Origin of the sequence: Clostridium sp. AN503 (assembly GCF_040719375.1) — a bacterium.
Classification (GTDB): Bacteria; Bacillota; Clostridia; order Lachnospirales; family Lachnospiraceae; genus Brotaphodocola.
Window position 1 is genome coordinate 516834 of the sequence record NZ_JBFDTP010000001.1, and the last position, 17336, is coordinate 534169.

General features: G+C 53.0%; 20 protein-coding genes. 1 reads left to right on the plus strand and 19 read right to left on the minus strand.

Annotated elements, in window-relative coordinates; translation table 11 throughout:
• Window positions 1–194: 194 nt before the first annotated feature.
• From ftsH to yabQ, 7 genes are all read right to left on the minus strand, one after another.
• Entirely contained in the window at window positions 195–1958 is a 1764-nt protein-coding gene (gene ftsH / locus AB1I67_RS02100; RefSeq protein WP_367029133.1) for an ATP-dependent zinc metalloprotease FtsH, read from the minus strand.
• Between the two features lie 45 nt (window positions 1959–2003).
• Window positions 2004–2546 (minus strand): hypoxanthine phosphoribosyltransferase, encoded by a 543-nt coding sequence (gene hpt, locus AB1I67_RS02105; protein ID WP_367028164.1) that lies wholly within the window; start codon window positions 2544–2546, stop codon window positions 2004–2006.
• Window positions 2536–4023 carry a tRNA lysidine(34) synthetase TilS gene (gene tilS / locus AB1I67_RS02110; RefSeq protein ID WP_367028165.1) on the minus strand — a complete coding sequence of 496 codons (1488 nt, stop codon included), beginning with the start codon at window positions 4021–4023 and terminating at the stop codon, window positions 2536–2538. The genes hpt and tilS overlap by 11 nt, the downstream gene beginning before the upstream one ends.
• 472 nt (window positions 4024–4495) lie before the next feature.
• Window positions 4496–4699 (minus strand): hypothetical protein, encoded by a 204-nt coding sequence (locus tag AB1I67_RS02115; RefSeq protein WP_367028166.1) that lies wholly within the window; start codon window positions 4697–4699, stop codon window positions 4496–4498.
• A 254-nt stretch (window positions 4700–4953) separates the two neighbouring features.
• Window positions 4954–6363 (minus strand): SpoIIE family protein phosphatase, encoded by a 1410-nt coding sequence (locus AB1I67_RS02120; RefSeq protein WP_367028167.1) that lies wholly within the window; start codon window positions 6361–6363, stop codon window positions 4954–4956.
• 57 nt (window positions 6364–6420) lie between these two features.
• The gene (locus AB1I67_RS02125) at window positions 6421–6744 is read right to left on the minus strand and encodes a septum formation initiator family protein (RefSeq protein ID WP_367028168.1); all 324 of its coding nucleotides are present in this window, start codon (window positions 6742–6744) and stop codon (window positions 6421–6423) included.
• 34 nt (window positions 6745–6778) lie between these two features.
• Entirely contained in the window at window positions 6779–7111 is a 333-nt protein-coding gene (gene yabQ / locus AB1I67_RS02130; RefSeq protein ID WP_367028169.1) for a spore cortex biosynthesis protein YabQ, read from the minus strand.
• A 289-nt stretch (window positions 7112–7400) separates the two neighbouring features.
• Here yabQ and AB1I67_RS02135 point away from each other — a divergent pair, with 289 nt between their 5' ends.
• The gene (locus tag AB1I67_RS02135) at window positions 7401–7541 is read left to right on the plus strand and encodes a hypothetical protein (protein ID WP_367028170.1); all 141 of its coding nucleotides are present in this window, start codon (window positions 7401–7403) and stop codon (window positions 7539–7541) included.
• Window positions 7542–7544: 3 nt separating this feature from the next.
• Here AB1I67_RS02135 and yabP read toward each other — a convergent pair whose 3' ends face one another.
• The 12 genes from yabP to AB1I67_RS02195 all read right to left on the minus strand — a co-directional run bounded on the left by yabP (window position 7545) and on the right by AB1I67_RS02195 (window position 17333).
• A complete protein-coding gene (gene yabP / locus AB1I67_RS02140) occupies window positions 7545–7829 on the minus strand; it encodes a sporulation protein YabP (RefSeq protein ID WP_367028171.1) in 285 nt (94 codons plus the stop codon).
• Between the two features lie 73 nt (window positions 7830–7902).
• Complete coding sequence (locus tag AB1I67_RS02145; protein ID WP_367028172.1) at window positions 7903–8142, minus strand: RNA-binding S4 domain-containing protein; 240 nt, start codon at window positions 8140–8142, stop codon at window positions 7903–7905.
• A 5-nt stretch (window positions 8143–8147) separates the two neighbouring features.
• Window positions 8148–8423: an HU family DNA-binding protein gene (locus tag AB1I67_RS02150; RefSeq protein WP_367028173.1), complete on the minus strand. Its 276-nt coding sequence runs from the start codon at window positions 8421–8423 to the stop codon at window positions 8148–8150.
• A gap of 94 nt (window positions 8424–8517) precedes the next feature.
• On the minus strand, window positions 8518–8898 hold the full coding sequence (locus AB1I67_RS02155; RefSeq protein ID WP_367028174.1) for a MazG family protein: 381 nt from the start codon (window positions 8896–8898) through the stop codon (window positions 8518–8520).
• Between the two features lie 16 nt (window positions 8899–8914).
• Window positions 8915–9502 carry a hypothetical protein gene (locus tag AB1I67_RS02160; protein WP_367028175.1) on the minus strand — a complete coding sequence of 196 codons (588 nt, stop codon included), beginning with the start codon at window positions 9500–9502 and terminating at the stop codon, window positions 8915–8917.
• Window positions 9496–10794: a hypothetical protein gene (locus tag AB1I67_RS02165; RefSeq protein ID WP_367028176.1), complete on the minus strand. Its 1299-nt coding sequence runs from the start codon at window positions 10792–10794 to the stop codon at window positions 9496–9498. Before AB1I67_RS02165 ends, AB1I67_RS02160 begins: the two co-directional genes overlap by 7 nt.
• A gap of 38 nt (window positions 10795–10832) precedes the next feature.
• A complete protein-coding gene (locus tag AB1I67_RS02170) occupies window positions 10833–11588 on the minus strand; it encodes an exodeoxyribonuclease III (RefSeq protein WP_367028177.1) in 756 nt (251 codons plus the stop codon).
• Window positions 11581–12504, minus strand: coding sequence for a sugar phosphate nucleotidyltransferase (locus AB1I67_RS02175; protein WP_367028178.1), 924 nt, complete (start codon window positions 12502–12504; stop codon window positions 11581–11583). The genes AB1I67_RS02170 and AB1I67_RS02175 overlap by 8 nt, the downstream gene beginning before the upstream one ends.
• A gap of 227 nt (window positions 12505–12731) precedes the next feature.
• Window positions 12732–13508 carry a phosphonoacetaldehyde hydrolase gene (gene phnX / locus AB1I67_RS02180; protein WP_367028179.1) on the minus strand — a complete coding sequence of 259 codons (777 nt, stop codon included), beginning with the start codon at window positions 13506–13508 and terminating at the stop codon, window positions 12732–12734.
• A gap of 3 nt (window positions 13509–13511) precedes the next feature.
• A complete protein-coding gene (locus tag AB1I67_RS02185; protein WP_367028180.1) occupies window positions 13512–14612 on the minus strand; it encodes a 2-aminoethylphosphonate--pyruvate transaminase in 1101 nt (366 codons plus the stop codon).
• Between the two features lie 52 nt (window positions 14613–14664).
• Window positions 14665–15654 carry an extracellular solute-binding protein gene (locus tag AB1I67_RS02190; RefSeq protein WP_367028181.1) on the minus strand — a complete coding sequence of 330 codons (990 nt, stop codon included), beginning with the start codon at window positions 15652–15654 and terminating at the stop codon, window positions 14665–14667.
• Window positions 15651–17333, minus strand: coding sequence for an ABC transporter permease subunit (locus AB1I67_RS02195; RefSeq protein ID WP_367028182.1), 1683 nt, complete (start codon window positions 17331–17333; stop codon window positions 15651–15653). The genes AB1I67_RS02190 and AB1I67_RS02195 overlap by 4 nt, the downstream gene beginning before the upstream one ends.
• Window positions 17334–17336: the final 3 nt, after the last annotated feature.

Genomic DNA, 17336 nt, shown 5'->3' on the forward strand with positions numbered 1-17336 from the left:
AGCTGGCTCTTTCAGGAGAAGGTATTTCGTTTCTAATGGGGTGTAGCAAAAACTATATAATGTATTGGGGGGTTTACGTTAATTATAGTACCATAAACCCGAAAATAAGTGTGCACAAACTTGGGCAAATTTTTCATGCCTTTTTATGCAAATTAAACGAAATATTATTTCGTAGTATTGTTCTTCATGAAATATCAAACTGCGAAGAGGCTTTCAAACTCCTCCTGGCCGATCTTTTCTTTCTCCATCAGCATTTCACTGCAGCGGTCCAGAATGGAACGGTGATCCAGGATGATGGCTTTGGCCTTCTGATAGCTCTCATCGATGATGCGTTTTACCTCGCCGTCGATCGTGGAGGCCACACCTTCGCCATAGCTCCTGGTATGCGCCAGGTCACGCCCGATAAAGACCTCATCGTCGTCGCTGCCGTAATCGATCATACCCACCTTGTCGGACATGCCGTACTTGGTCACCATGGAACGGGCAATCTTGGTGGCATGTTTGATATCCTGGGAGGCTCCCGTAGTCACATCCTCGAAGATGATCTCCTCCGCGATCCTGCCGCCTAACGATACCATGATATCCTGAAGCATCCTTCCCCTGGTGTTGAACATCTCGTCATCTCCCGGCAGAGGCATGGTATAGCCCGCCGCCCCCATACCGGTCGGAATGATGGAGACTGTGTGCACAGGCCCCACATCCGGGAGCACATGGAAGAGGATCGCATGGCCAGCCTCGTGATAGGCCGTGATCCGTTTTTCTTTTTCAGAAATGATGCGGCTCTTTTTCTCCGCACCGATCCCCACCTTTACAAAGGCGCGGTCAATATCCTCCTGGCGGATAAAACTGCGGTTCTCCTTTGCTGCCAGGATCGCCGACTCATTCATCAGGTTCTCAAGGTCCGCCCCGGTAAACCCGGAGGTGGTCTTCGCCACGCGCATCAGATCTACATCCTCCGCCAGAGGTTTTTCCTTGGAATGCACCTGCAGGATCTCCTCCCTGCCTCTCACATCCGGCCTTCCCACCGCTACCTTACGGTCGAAACGGCCCGGACGCAGGATAGCCGGATCCAGGATATCCACGCGGTTGGTCGCCGCCATCACGATGATACCCTCATTGACGCCGAAGCCGTCCATCTCCACCAGAAGCTGGTTTAAGGTCTGCTCCCGCTCGTCATGGCCGCCGCCCATGCCGGTACCTCTCCGGCGCGCCACCGCATCAATCTCATCTATGAACACGATACAGGGGGCATTCTTCTTGGCGTCCTCAAACAGGTCGCGGACACGGGATGCGCCCACGCCGACGAACATCTCCACAAAGTCCGAACCGGATATGCTGAAAAACGGCACTCCAGCCTCTCCGGCCACTGCCTTAGCAAGCAGGGTCTTACCGGTCCCTGGAGGTCCCACCAGAATAACGCCCTTGGGGATCCTGGCGCCGACACTGGTGTATTTCTGCGGGTTGCGCAGGAAATCCACCATCTCCTCCAGATCCTCTTTTTCTTCCTGAAGGCCTGCGACATTTTTAAATGTGATATTGCTGTTGTGGGTCATGCGGGCGCGGCTCTTGCCGAAATTCATCATCTTGGCATTGGTCCCGCCGCCTGCTCCTGCGCGCATGTTCATCATAAAGATGATCACCATCACAGCGCCCACGGAAAGGACCACCGGAAGGATCATACCCAGCCAGTAGTTGTTCTGTGGGACATTCTTCAGAACATAATCAACGCCTTTGGAATCTAAAAGCTCCTGAGTCTCCTTTACATCGGAAACATACACTACATAAACACTTCCATCGGACAGCGCCATCCTTACCTCTCCGGTGGGGGTCTGCTCATTCTGCTGGATCACCAGCTCCTGGATGTTCCCGTCCTCCAACACCTGCATGAACTGCTGGTTGGTGAGCTGATCCTGGTTTCTCTGCGGCATGACCAGCCACACGCAGGCCATGATCAGCATGAACATGATCAGTAATCCAGTACCACGATACGTCTGTTGTCTCACTTAATTGCCTCCTTGCTGCTCTATCTCTACTACTCCGATATACGGTAAATTGCGGTATTTCTGCGCATAGTCCAGACCGTATCCCACAACGAATTCGTCCGGTATCTCGAAACAGGTATAATCTACCTTAACCTGCTTTTTCACCCGGCGTTCCGGCTTGTCAAGCAGGGTGCACAGATGGATGCTGGCGGGCCCCCGCTGCTTTAAGACTTCGATCAGATAAGCCAGGGTACGGCCGGAATCGATGATATCCTCCACGATCAGCACATCCTTGCCTGCCAGTGACTCGTCAAGGTCCTTTACAATACGCACCACACCGCTGGACTTGGTATCGTCGCCATAGCTGGACACAGACATAAAGTCCATGCTCACCGGCACGGTCAGCCTTTTTGCCAGCTCACAGGTAAAGAACACTCCGCCCTTTAACACACAGATCAGATGGACACAGCGCCCCTCATAATCTCTGCTGACCTGCGCTGCAACCTCGCTGATCCGCCTGTTCACTTCTTCTTCTGAAAGCAAAACACGAATCTTATCTTCCATGATTTTCTCCTCCGTCATATGTTACCTGCAATACCGTTTCTGTATTGTCCGTAATCTTATAATATTCGCTGATCCGGTATCCCGCCACCCAAAGTACATGAGAACCTTCCGCCAGCACGGGAATCTCCCCCCGCTGCTGCCTCGGGATCTTCTCGTCAATCATGTACCGGGCCACAGTCTTTTTGCCTCCGCCCGGAAGGACCAGATAATCCCCTTCCTGCCGGCTTCTTACAGACAGCGTACCCTTAATTTTATCATAATCAAACCATTTCGTATACTGGTTTTTGGGAATTTCCATCCCTTTTTCCCGCGAAAATATGCTCATTTTCATGATTTCCGGATCGATTGCGACGTTTTGGGGCGGTGAACCCGGAATCTTTTGTCGGCCGGTTCCCCGCCGCTGCGCCGCCTGCTTCCGCCGGATCAGCAAAGCATCGTATCCAACCTCCGCCTCCATGCCGCAGGGCAGGTCGAGCCTGCTGCCCACCTGCTTAAACGCCAGCTCCGATATCTGTTTGAAATGGCGGTGCGTGATATTCTTCCAGCCGGGAGCCACCTCGTCAAACATCCGGCGGACCAGGTATGTCCGGATGATCTCCTCCTGCCGGCAAAAGACATCCCGGGGGATCTGCGCGGAAACCGCCGCCGTTTTCGCACCTGCCTCATCCCACACCCGCGCCGCCTGTTTTTCTATATAGCGGTCCGCCTGGGCAAAAACCGTACCTGCCCGCAGGATATTTTCAACCGCCCGCACATTGACCAGCTCCGTCATCATTGGAAGGAGCTGCCCGCGGATCCGGTTGCGGGTATAATCCCCGGAAGCATTGGTGGAATCCTCGCACCAGCCTATCTTTTCCATGCTCAGATAATCCAGGATCTCCCGGCGCCCCACACACAAAAGAGGCCGTATCTTTCTTCCCTGCACCGGCCGGATACCGGAAAGCCCCTTAAGCCCGCTCCCCCGGAGCAGGTTATGCAGAATGGTCTCCGCCTGATCCTCCTGATGATGGGCAATGGCAATCTTCGCCTTCTGCGCCGCCCTCGGGACACACGCCGCGCGCCTTTCCGGCTCCGGCGACACCCCCGGCTCTGCGGACTCCGATCCGGTTCCCACCTCTGCGTCCCACGCTTCTGCTGCTTCCTCCAGGGCCTCATACCGCAGAATCCTCCCGGCCTCTTCTGTGGAGAGCCCCTTCTCGGCGGCATATGCAGCCACATTCCTGTGTACTGAAGTAAAAGGCAGCTGAAGCCTGCCGCAAAGCTCCCGCACATACGCCTCGTCACGATCCGCCTCCGCCCCTCTAAGCCCGTGATGCACATGGACCACACGCAGAGAAACCGGCAGCTCCGGCGCGATCCGCGCCAGCACAGACAGAAGGCAGACCGAATCCGCCCCTCCTGATACTGCTGCGATCACCCGGTCCCCCGGCTCCAGCATACCATATTCATCCACAAACTTCCGCACCTGCTCCAGCATGTAATTCTCTCCGTTTATCCAGTCAGTGTTTTCTAAACCTTATTCTATGCCAAATAATTACTCCTATTCTAACACAGCAGACATTTTCACGCCACCTCATCACATTATTTTGTGGTCAGGTCCAGCTTATCCAACCAGTATTTCATATTTCATGATGTTCCTGGTTCAACATCATGGTTTTGTATGGTCAGGCACTACAAAACGCCCGCTGGATACTGGAACCCAGATCCCAGTAAAAAAACCGCCATATGTGGAGAGATTGGCCATGCAGCCCTTATTTTAATGATCACACCTGAGTCTTGATACCAAATAAGGGGAAACAGCCGAGACAATCACTACAGCAGCCCATAAGTTCCCGGTTGTAACATCATAAATCTTTAAGAAGTCTGATAGATTTCCTCCACTCAATATTACTGAGCTTAAATCAAATAAATTAGTTAAAAGAAACCACATTGTCCCAAAAGCGATATAATCATACGGCCTGCAATTTTTTATTTTCGGAATTAAAAGGAGTGCTGTCACAAATATACAAGCACATAAAATCACCCCACTTAATGGCAATGCCAAACCGCCCAGGAAAATTAAGACATTCTCCCGAAGCCAACCGTTTGCTATAGCCAAAGGTATCATCAGACACCATATCCCTATCGCCTGAAAATATCTTTTCAAGTTTCATTTTCTCCTATCTCCGGTTTGTTAAATGCACCTTCTTCGCCAAAGACGCACGAATAGAACTCTAACTTTTTCCATTCTAATATTAACGCATGGAAATGTCAAACCGTTCAGTTCATATCATAAAAAAGGCGCCAAAATCCCCACCGTTCCTCGCCGCCTCCCCCAGTGACGGACAGTTACGATTCAGCCCGATACGGTCGCCCGTGAGGGCGCAGGCCAACCCACTCCCCCGCGCTGAATCGTAACCCCTATTCCTCACCTTCTCCATATCCCCCCAGTCAGTACCGTCATATCATCCCGCACTGCTCCGCTTTCCTGACAGGCAAAACGCAGGATACGTTCTGCCATATCCTGAGGACTTTTCACGGTCATCCCTTCTATGTATTCCTTTAAGCTCAGCTCCTTGTCCTCTCCAGGACAGGCGTCCAGCACACCATCTGTCACCATGACGATCCGGTCCCCGTCCCAAAGCTTTCTGGACAGCAGCACCGGCTCCACGGAACTTAAGACCCCGGCAGGGACCTCCCCTGCTTCCAGGACCTCGACGGTTCCGCCGCTCAGGATAAATGTGGCGACCGCTCCCATTTTCATGGCCTCCAGCACGCCCGTATGCAGGTCTACGCAGCACAGATCCAGCGTCGCCGGATGCTGCTCTACACCAGTCAGCATCAGGATCGTATTGACCATCTTAAGGGCTGCCCTGGCGGAAAATCCAGTCTCCAGAAGCTGCTCTGTCAGCTCTACCACCTTCCGGCTCTCCTTTGCCGCGCCTTCACCGCTTCCCATGCCGTCAGACAGATTCATGACCACCTGTCCCGGCAGGCTGTCTGAAAAGGTGTAGTTGTCGCCGGAAACGCCCTCCCCGTCCTTGGAAAGCCTTGCTACGCCATACATCATCCGGTAATCCCCCGCCTCACTAAAACGGATGACCGCAGGCTGCCGCGTGACCAGCGCACGGGTATCCGGCGGAGCATACCAGCTGCCGCTGCCCACAGCCTGTCCAAAAAGCTCCGCCGCATCTTTGGATGTGAGACATTTGCCTCCCGTAGTCCGCACGGTCAGATATGCCTCCCGCTGCTTATTCTCATACTCCAGAAGCAGCATATTCTCCACCACCATATGGTGAAGACGGAACACCCTCCGCACAGCCTCCTCTTTCTGGGCTGTAATATCTGTGGCCTGCTCCATCTGATGGGCAAATTCCTCCAGGATCACCGCCAGCTCCCGGAACTGCACCATGACCGTATCCCGGCTCTCCAGGAAGCGGTTCTTCCACTCCAGGTTCATGGTGGCCCGTCCCAGATTGCGGTTGAGCTGCGCCATATAGTCTTCCTTCCGCCTGCAGGTCTCCAGAAACAGCCGGGGCATGTCCTCATATTCCACATGCCCCTTCTGTTCAAACGCTCTCAGCAGATAATACAGGTAATAACTATCTTCCTTCTGGCTGTCGCTGTAAAGATTGCACCTGCTGCACTCCCCGCACACCATGGCAGCGGACATCTGCATCGCCGCCAGTGCATCGTCCTTCGTCAGCCCTTTTTCTTCATCCATATTGTCCATGCAGGCTTTTGCCAGCAGCCCCAGCGACCGGGCCATCTCACTCAATCTGCCTGCCGTATATACATTCACATCCGCCATATCCCGGCGCTTCACTCGTCTCAACACAGCAATCCCCTCCTAAGCCACATTATATGCGGCAGGAGGGGATTGTATGCCTGTCCTTTAATTCTTCGGCGCCGGTTTAAGCAGAATCTCGTCCGGCTTCACCAGTCCCAGCTTCTGCTTTGCCACTTCTTCAATATATTGCTTGGTCTGAACGTAGACCCGATACTCTTCCAGTTCATTGGCACGCGCTTTTTCCTGCTCCACCTGCTTGGCCAGGGCCTCTTCCTTCGCCTGGTACTCCAGATCCTTCTTTCTCATGGAGGTACTCTTTAAATTGACCACAACTGCAAGGCTTCCCACGACCAGGGTAATCCCGATGATGGCAAGCCGGTTGCCCCAGCGGTCCTTTTTCTTTCTTCGTGTCTTTCCGCGTACTTTCATTCAATCACCAGCTCTATAAACCCATATTGCCTTGTTACTTTGTTGCTTTTATTCTAAAGCATCTTCCAGCCTTTTTCAATAGTTTTAAAAAATTTGCGCTGAGCACCCGGTCATACACGATCATAGCCAGCAGCACACTCCCGATCACATACAGCCTCAGCGCCCCGTCATTCTCCCGGTACAAAAGGTAAAACGTAGCGAACCCCGAAAATATCCAATACAAAAAGTCCTCCACCCCAATCCACAGCCACCCATGACGCACCAGCAACCGAAACACCCGCAGCACATCATAAACCGCCATCAACCCCGCTCCCGCAGCAACGCTCATCACCAGCAACCGAGCCTCGACCTGAATATTAGGACTCACCCCATCCCCTCCTCCCGCTCACTCCACATCCCCAGCTTTCTTCCTCCCCGCTCACGCCACATCCGTAGCTACTTCCTCCCCGCTCACGCCACATCCGTAGCTACTTCCTCCTGACTCATGCCACATACGTAGCTACTTCCTCCCCGCTCACTCCACATACGTAGCTGGAGTTTCCGCATTTTGCGGCGGCGGCAGTCCGGCGGCAGAACCGCGGGGTTTTTGTGACTTTGCAGACCATTAGGAGATGTTAGTATCCGGGATTTTCTGTTCTGACAGGAGAAGGGGTTGTTTGAGCGAAGCGAGTTGCCCCTTCTCCTGGCAGGCCTTTAAGAAAATTCCGGATACTTACATCTCCTTATGGTCGAAACCGGAACAAAAACCTGCGGTTCTGCCGCCGGACTGCCGCCGCCGCAAAATGCGGAAACTCTGATATTTATTTAAAGAGCCGACTAAACACCGACTGCCCCGCCTTCCTGTAAGCCTCATTGGAAGAATAAGTCAGGCTGTCCAAACTCCCCTCCACATCCACTTCCCCCTTTTCCACCGTCAGACGGCTCACGTGCAGTTCTTTTCCCTTGAGGGTCAAAAGCCCCATATCCGTGTCCATGACCACCTGCCCCTCATCAAAAGACACCACCTCGCGCACCCCGGTCAGGCTGACTGCAGAACGGTTCTGCATCAGGCATGAGTGGGGGCGGATTCCTGTTTTTTCTTCCATGCAAAAAGACCTCCTGCTATACGAACACCTGGTTCAGTATATGAGAAGGTCTTTCAGTTTATGATATGATCCCTCAGAGATAGCGGTACAGCTCTTTGGCGTCGTCCTTTTTGACTGTCTCCTGGACGTCTAAGACCTCCACCTTGACGGAGCTTGTCCCGAACTGGATCTCTATGATATCCCCCGCCTTTACGTTGACCGATGCCTTGGCGGGACGGTCATTAACCAGCACACGCCCTGCGTCGCAGGCTTCATTGGCTACGGTCCTGCGCTTGATCAGACGGGATACCTTTAAATACTTATCTAATCTCATAAAAATTAGTCGTTTACCATATCCTTCAGAGCTTTACCAGCTTTGAACTTCGGGGTCTTGCAGGCTGCGATGTTCATGCTCTCGCCGGTCTTCGGGTTTCTGCCCTCTCTTGCTGCTCTCTCAGATACCTCAAAAGTACCAAAACCAACAAGCTGGATTTTGTCGCCTTTCTTCAGTGCATCGGATACTACATCCGTAAATGCCTTTACTGCTGCCTCTGCATCCTTCTTGGACAGCCCTGCCTGCTCAGCAACTGCTGCAACTAATTCTGTCTTGTTCATTATCATTTCCTCCTACAATGGTCTATAGCACCTGTCAGGTAACTATTCATAAATTCATGTACTCTATCATTTATATCCGTTTTACTACACTTTGTCAAGGTTTTTTGGCTTTTTCCTGCTTTTTAATGGCCCGCCATAAAGCAAGGCTTTCCTCGGGTGTTTCAGCCACCGCATCCCCGAATACATGGGGATGTCTGCGGATCATTTTCTCACATACACCGTCCACCACATCATGGATGGTAAAATATCCCAGCTCCTCTGCGATCCGGCTGTGGATCATCACCTGGTACAGCACATCCCCCAGCTCCTCGCAAAGATTCTCCATGTCGTGGTTGTCGATAGCCTGTAATACCTCCCCGCTCTCCTCCAAAAGATATGGTTTCAAACTCTCAAAGGTCTGCTCCCTGTCCCACGGGCAGCCATGCTCCGAGCGAAGCTCCGCCACCACTTCCTTCAGTTCTTCAAATGAATGCATCCTTCTCCCTCCTGGCTCACACACGCTCTGCCGCTCCGACGAATACCACAATGGAGCGCGAAGGCACCATATACTTCTTCTGATTCTCCAGCCCCAGTTCTTCTCCCGCTCTGTAATATCCGTTTGCCGCGCTGTCACTGGTATCAAAAGCCAGCTTCCATTTCCGGCCCTTCGGCAGGTTAGGCAGCGCAAACTCATGGGGTTCCCAGTGCATGTTGTAGGTCACAAAAAAGTAATCGTCCGGAGTCCCGTCCGTCCGTTTTGCATACTCTCCACAGTAAAGAATGCCGATCTGGCGGCGGAAATTCTCAAATTCCGGTCTCCAGGCATTGACCCCATGATAGGAAACATCCGGGTGCCCGCAGGCCAGATAGTCCATGATCCGGGGTTCCTTCTCCATGTGGAATACCGGGTGGGCCTTTCGAAACCCGATCACATATTTTACAAATTCATACAGATCGCCATGGCTCTTTAGCTGGTTCCAGTTGAGCCAGGAGGTCTCGTTGTCCTGGCAGTAAGCGTTGTTGTTGCCGCCCTGGGAGTTGCCGAACTCGTCACCCGCCAAGAGCAGAGGGGTTCCCTGGCTTAAAAATACCATCAGCACTGCATTGCGGAGCTGCTTTTTCTAAGCTCCAGCAGTTTTTTCTTCCGCACCGGACCTTCCGCGCCACAGTTCCAGGAATAATTGTAATCACTGCCGTCCCGGTTGCCTTCCCCGTTGGCCTCATTGTGCTTCTGCTCATAAGATACCATATCCATCATGGTAAACCCGTTGGTCCCGGCAATGAAATTGAGCACGCCCCACCTGTCCGGGTTCCTGCGGCTGCGGTACACCAGATTGTTCATCTGCTCCTCGTCGCCCTTGAGCGCCCTCCGCATATCGATCTGGAAGCCGTCGTTATACTCGCCCAAATGCTTCTGTCCTGCCGCACCCACCGGCGCTCCTTCCCAGGAGGACGCCCACAGTTTGGTATCCGTCAGATAGGCATCCTGGGCCATCATCCACACCTGCGCCCCGCCGGTCAGATGTACGCCGTCCACGTGGAATTCCCGGACCCAGAACCGCACCACATCAAGCACAAAGGAAGGAGGCTCCTTCCCGGTAAAATAAAGCTCTGCCACCAGCTCGATCCCCGCCCTGTGCAGTGCCTTCACCAGCTTTTTAAATTCGATGGCCGGGTCTTTGCCCTTCCCCGCATAGGATGCCTTGGGAGCGAAATAATATGCATCCGCATATCCCCAGTAGTTGATCTTCCCGGTTGGCTCGGTCTGCCCATAGGGATTGCCGTCTATCTGTTCCGGCATCATCACCTCCTGGAATTCCGCCGTCGGCAGAAGCTCCAGCGTAGTGATCCCCAGCTCCTTAAAGTAGGGGATCTTCTCTGCGATCCCTGCAAAGGTGCCGCGTCCCTCCACTCCGGATGACACATGTTTTGTCAGCCCCCTCACATGGGCGCGGTAGACAATACAGTCTTCATAAGGAATATGAAGGGGCCTGTCCCCCTCCCAGTCAAACGGCTTTTGTCCGATGGGGACTGTGGGAAGAATATGCGCCTGCTCCAGCCTTCCCCACTGCTCCCTGCCACGGTAAGCGCGGCCGCAGGGGTCTGCAAACCGCACTCCGTCCGCCTCAAATGCGTATTCGAATGCGTCCAGGCCTTCCCCTTTCAGGGTCATCTCCCACACGTCGCCGATCCTGCCCTCCGGCGGAAACGGGATCCTGGCCGCTGCCTTCCGGTCTCCCTTCCTCCGGGAATGCGCCGCCTCCGGGTGAAAAAGGAGCAGGCTGCATTCATCTGCAGCCGCTGCCACGGAGATATGGATCCCCCCTTCTATTCTCGTAAGTCCCATGGAATACACCCTGTCATCACTGCTGTCTACCTTATACTGTCCCATCCTTCGCCTACCTCTTTCTTTATCAACGCCAGTTGCTTTTATTCCAGGTCCAGTTCTACCGGACAGTGGTCGGAGCCAAAGATCTCCGTGTGGATCGCAGCCCCCTTAAGCCTGTCCTTCAGGCTCTCCGAGACGCAGAAATAATCAATACGCCACCCTGCATTTTTCTCCCTCGCTTTGAAACGGTAGGACCACCAGGAATAAACGCCTTCCAGATCCGGATTGAAATAGCGCCAGGTGTCGATAAAGCCCGCCTCCAAAAGCGCCGTGAACTTGTCCCGTTCCTGGTCGGTAAAGCCCGCGTTGTTCCGGTTAGTCTTCGGGTTCTTCAAGTCAATCTCCTTGTGCGCCACATTTAAGTCGCCGCAGAAGATTACCGGCTTTTTCTCTTCCAGCCCTTTTAAATAGGCGCGCCACGCGTCCTCCCACTCCATACGGTATGGGAGCCGCGCCAGCTCGTTCTGGGAGTTTGGCGTATAGCACGTAATTACATAATATTCCGGAAATTCCGCAGTTATGACCCGGCCTTCCTTATCGTGTTCCTCAATGCCAAGCCCGTAGGTGACGGAAATCGGCTCCTCTTTTGTAAACAGGGCCGTGCCGGAATATCCCTTCTTTTCAGCATAATTCCAGTACTGGTGATAACCGGTCAGGTCCAGATCGATCTGCCCCTCCTGGAGCTTTGTCTCCTGCAGACAGAAAATATCTGCGTCCAGCTCATGGAAAATATCTAAAAATCCCTTCCCTACAACAGCACGCAGCCCGTTGACATTCCAGGATACCATCTTAGTCATATAATCTCTCCTTATACACGCCGTCGGCGATAAGCCTGCGGATGGACGCCACCACAGCCTCCTTGTCCTCCTTGTAGGTAACGCCGAACCACTTATCGCGCGTCTCCAGTACTCTTACCGTCGCCTTGCCGCTCTTGATCAGCTTATCGATGATCTTCGGAAGCAGATATTCCGCTTTCACATCGCCATCCTTGATATTGTCTAAAAACTCCGGAAAGCCCCGCTCCAGCTCCTCCAAAAATGCCGGCGGAAGCCCCCACATGTTCATGGACACATGCTGCTGCGGGTCCACGAGCACCGGATTGCCCTGCTCGTCAGCTGCGTACAGGCCATTGCCCTTCCACTCGATATCATAGGTCTCCGTCACATCCATTAAGGTGCCGTCCGGGTTCACCACACACACGCCGCGGGTCACCGCGCCGTTCTCGCTTAAAGTATTCTCCAGGATAAAGCCGCCCATGCACATATCATACACGCCGGACTCCGTGTCCATCTCATTCACCATATAGTCATGGATCTTCCGAAAGCCCTCTTTGCCGTAATAATCGTCTGCATTGATCACCAGGAACGGCTCATGCACCATGCCTTTGATGGTCAGGACCGCCTGTCCGGTACCCCATGGCTTTTTGCGGCCCTCCGGCACACTGTAGCCCTCCGGCAGCGCGGAAAGCTCCTGGAATGCATATTCCACATGGGCCACCTTCTCGATCCGGTTGCCGATGATCTCCCGGAAATCCTTTTCTAAGTCCTTGCGGATAATGAAAATGATCTTGTTAAATCCTGCCTCTAACGCGTCATGGATCGAATAGTCCATGATGATCTCACCTCCAGGGCCTATCGGCGCCAGCTGCTTGATCCCGCCTCCAAAACGGCTGCCGATCCCGGCTGCCATGATCACTAATGTGGTATCTTTCATTTTATTGTTCCCCTTCGTCATTTCTTTTGTCGGACAATCTGCCGACAGCTATCTAAAATATAACACAATATCGGTCAAAAGGCAATTTCACGTTTCTTCATTTTGCAGCCGCGCACAGGTTTTCCATCCGGACGCCAGGACAGTAATTTCACAAAAAAGACAATATCTCAGATCTTTCCAGCCTGAGATATTGCCCCGCATTATGATACCTCTTTATTCATGTCTTTTTAGCAGTCCAGCCCAACCAGTTTCAGCACTCCCCGTATATCCGCGATCACATGATCTGCGCCGGCTTCCCGGTAGCGCGCCTCGACCTCCCTGGCTTTTTCTTCCCGCTCTGCGTCGGTAAGCGTCTCCCATTCCGCCTTAGAAAGCCCCATCTCGGAGCTTCCCTCCAGGATGCCCACTGCCGTCACGCCTGCGCTCTTTGCCTCCAGGATATCGGAAACTGTATCCCCCACCTTCATCACCGCCTTGACGGAGGAGATCCCCAGGGCCTCCATATTGCGGAATATCATGTAAGGGTACGGACGCCCCATATGGCCCGTAGAATCCGGGGTAAACATACAGTCGGGCGCATATCCTGCCTTTTTTGCCTCCCTGGTGACGATCGCCATCATCTCGTCGGTGTATCCCGTGGTGGAACCGATCCTGATCCCCGCGGCCCGAAGGCGCTCCACCGTCTCCAGCACGTAATCCTTCGGCTCTGCAAAACGGTCCAGCACCTTTAAGAGCTTACCGATAAACAAATCATGCATGACGTCCACATCCCGGTCCTCCGGTTCCCGGCCATAAACATGTACAAACTCATTATGAAGCCGCTCCATTCCCAACATGGTCTTAATGTGGTCCCATTTCAGCATTCCCATAGGTTTTCTGGTCTCCTCCATGGTCGGTTCCAGCCCATACTCCCGGAAAACCTCTATAAATGTCTGGACCGGCGCAAAACAACCATAGTCCACCGTCGTACCCGCCCAGTCAAAGATCACTGCTTCCCATCTCATAACTCAAATCTCCTCCCTTTCCCTTAAAAAATCAGTAAGTATCCTGCAAAGCTTCTCCATATCTTCCGGATAGATCTCTCCGATATTCCCCACCCGGAAGGTCTCTGCATCCGTCACCTTACCCGGATAGATCGCGTATCCCCGCTCCTTGATATAGTCATACATCTCCTGGAAACTGTAATTCTTCTGCTCCGGATAGAAAAATGTGGTGATGATCGGTCCCTGATACATTTCCCCTACATAGGGCCGGAAGCCCAGCTTTTTTAAACCGTCGATCAGGATCCGGTTATTTTTCACATACCGGTCATGCCGCGCCGGGATACCGCCCTCTGCTAAAAGCTCCCGGATCGCCTGGGCAAAAGCCAGGACCACGTGGGTCGGGGAGGTATAGCGCCATTTTCCGTCTGCTTCCATACACTTCCACTGGTCATACAGATCCAGGGACAGGCTTCTGGCCCTGCCGCGGCATGCCTCCAGCGCATCCCTCCTGCAAATGATGAAAGAAAATCCCGGCACGCCCTGGATACACTTGTTGGCACTGCTGATGATAAAATCAATGCCCCACTCTCCAACCGGGATCTCCATGCCGCCGAAGCTTGACATGGCGTCCACGATCATGGTCCGGCCTGCGGCTTTTACCACCCGGCTCACAGACTCTATATCATTTAAAATGCCGGAAGTAGTCTCACTGTGCACCATGGAAACATGGGTGATCTGCGGGTTCTCCTCCAGGATCCGGGCAACCGTACCTGCGTCCGGGATCTGGTCGTACTCTGTCTCATACACCATCTGGCTGATCCCTGCATGGGCGGCAATCTCCCCCATGCGCAGCCCATAGGAACCGTTGGCTGCGATCAAAAGGCAGCCATCCTCCGGCACAGCGCTGGTCAGGACAGACTCCACACCGAAGGTCCCGCTGCCCTGCATCAAAACGACCGTGTATTCCTTTTCATCTGCACCGGCCAGCTCCAGAAGATTTTTCCGTATCCACTGGGTGATCTGTTTGTAGTCGTCATCCCATGTGCAGTGATCCACCAGCATCTCTTTTTTTACGGTCTCCGTGGTAGTCAGGGGACCAGGGGTAAGTAATTTATATTGTACCATGTTTTTTCTCCGTTTCTCTTTCTTGTCTTGATTTCTTTTACCCGGTTTTCGTTTACCGTGCCTTTGCATTCTCGGAAATCTGCTGATGCTTCTCTAAAAGCTGTACCGTCAGCTTTTCAGGGAATATCATCGGATAAGCTGATTGATCGGCGGAATCGCCGCTCTCGCCCTCATAGACCGGAAGAGGATAGGTCTTTAGTAAATCTTCCCTGCCGTTCTTTATGATACATTCCGCCATCTCCATCGCCAGCGGATTTGTCTTATCCCCTTTTTCCACCACAGCCACGGATTCTGTCAAAGAGAAATTACCCTCTGTTGGGTCTGCATAGTCCACAGGAAGTCCGTCCGCCTTGTCCGCCACCGCCTGATGTCGCAGTCCGAAACCAACCGCCACTTCCCCTGCCCGGACCATTTTTAAGGGCGCGGAGCCGGAGCTTTCAATATGGTCTCCTGCATTTTTATAAATGCCGGCCAGGACTTCTTCTGCCCCATCCTCTCCATATTCACTTACCAGCGCCTGCATCAGCAGCCACGCCGTGGAGGAGCTTTTTATATCCGTCACGGATACATTGCCGGCGTATACCGGGTCAGACAAGTCCTTGATGCATGTTGGCATGGGCAGTCCATCATCTTTGAGCACCTCCGTGTTGACGATGACCGCTCCCTCCTGCGCCGTGATCGGCGTATAGAATGCCGGGTACTCTGCCAGCGGTTTTGTCTCAAAGGACAGGTTTCTGAACATGTTGTTGGTCTCCTGGGCGCTGTCTAAGTAGAACGAGCTCATGGTAACCATATCCGCCTCGATATCGGTCCCTTCCGCCAGAAGCTTGCCGCCCAGCTCCGAGGTCCCAAAGGACTGAAGGATGTATTTTCCCTCGTAGCCGTTGCCGTCCAGGGCTTTTTTCATGGCATTGATCGCCTCGTCGTCCGCATTCGTGTAGATCACGACCTCCTGCTCCTTTTTCCCGCAGCCGGTCAGGGCTGTCATGGCAAGCAGCGCACAGGCCATGCCTGCTGCCGCAATTCTTATAAAAGTTTTCATAGGATGATCTCCTCCTGATTCTGTTTTATTCTGATACAGGTCTTCTGTCTGATGCTCCCCTTGTTCCGGTCTGCTGCCAGACGGTGGAACAGGGTCTTTGCCGCCAGGTTCGTTATAAGGATAAAAATAGACAGAACAAAAATTTCATTATACTTCGTATAATACTGCAATTCCTTGATCTTAGTTGTGATCACCATGGTCCGCGCCCCGGCGATGAAGATCACCGCGCTGACTGTTACCATGGCATTGACAAAATAATAGCCAAATACCTCCAGGATCGTCGCCATTGCATTGGGCGTCACCACGCGTACAATGGTCTTAAGCCAGGTATCTCCCATCAGCATCGCCGTTGTCTCCCATGACGCGTTCATCTTTGCCAGGGAATTCTTCATCATCAGATATGGCGTGGAAAAATAATGGATGACATTGCAGACCACGATCAGCGTCAGCGTATTTTGCAGGGAAGTCCCGGAAAATACCAGCAAGTATGCAATACCGATCACCATGCCCGGAATAGTGTTGGTGATCAGGGAGATATTTTCAATCACCCTTTTTGCACGGTCCGGCATGCGGCTCCGCGCCGTGGCAAGAGCCGCCCCGTAGGTGGTGAGCGAACCGAAGAGAGCTGTTAAAAGCGCTGCCGCCAAAGAGTTTTTATATACTCCCAGCAGGCTTTTATCCCGCAGCACGTTCTCTAAATGCTCCAGTGTGAAGCTGATCCGATAAGGCCACTCTTCCACAAACGGTACCAGGAAAATAACAGCAAACACCGACAGCACCAACACAAGCACCAGCGCGCTTCCCAGGCCCAGCAGCCCGTCGCGCAGGCGGTTTTTCCGTATTTCTATGACAGAGATCTTATTATACCGGATATTGTACTTTTCCAGGTAATGCAGCAGCGCTATGGTCAGTACCGACGGGATCAGCATCAGCACCGCCACCACGGATCCCCGGTTGAAGTTGGGGATACTGCCCAACATCTCATTGTAAAGCACGGACGCTGCCACCTCGTACTGGCCTCCCACCGACGCCGGGATGCCATAATCGGTAAAACAGAGGAAAAAGCACTGCACAAAGGATGCCGCCAGAGTTCCCAGCAGAGGGCGCACTACAGTTCCTGTAAGGGTCTGCCACGGATTGTCTCCCATGATCCGCGAAACGACAGAGAATTTCTTGTCGATATATCCCATCGTATTGGACACCAACAGGAAAGACACCGGCAGAGTGTAGATCAAATATCCCAGCAGAAGCCCGTAAAAGCCATACAGATCGAATATCTGCCGTCCGAACAGCTTTGTGATCAGCCCCTGCCTGCCAAAGGAATAGATGATGGCAAAGCCATAGGTTATGGTAGGCAGCAGCATAGGTATCACCGCACACCTGCGGATCAGGGCCTTATATCCTGCCGGAAGATTGCTGTAGTGGATCGTATAGGCAAGCAGGAATGCAAGCAGGGTTGCCAGCACGGCGCAGCATACAGAGATCCAGATACTATTGCCGAAGGCTTCCGCAAATCCTCTGCCAGTCAGGACCTCCGCGTAATTCCTAAAGGTAATGCCGCCGCCATTTTCAAAGGATTTATAAAAAAGCCGGCAGATCGGAAGGATCAGGAATGCAAAAAACAGCAGGGTGACCGCCAGGAATATTCCTTTTATCTCTGGTTCTTTTTTCTTCCCCATACC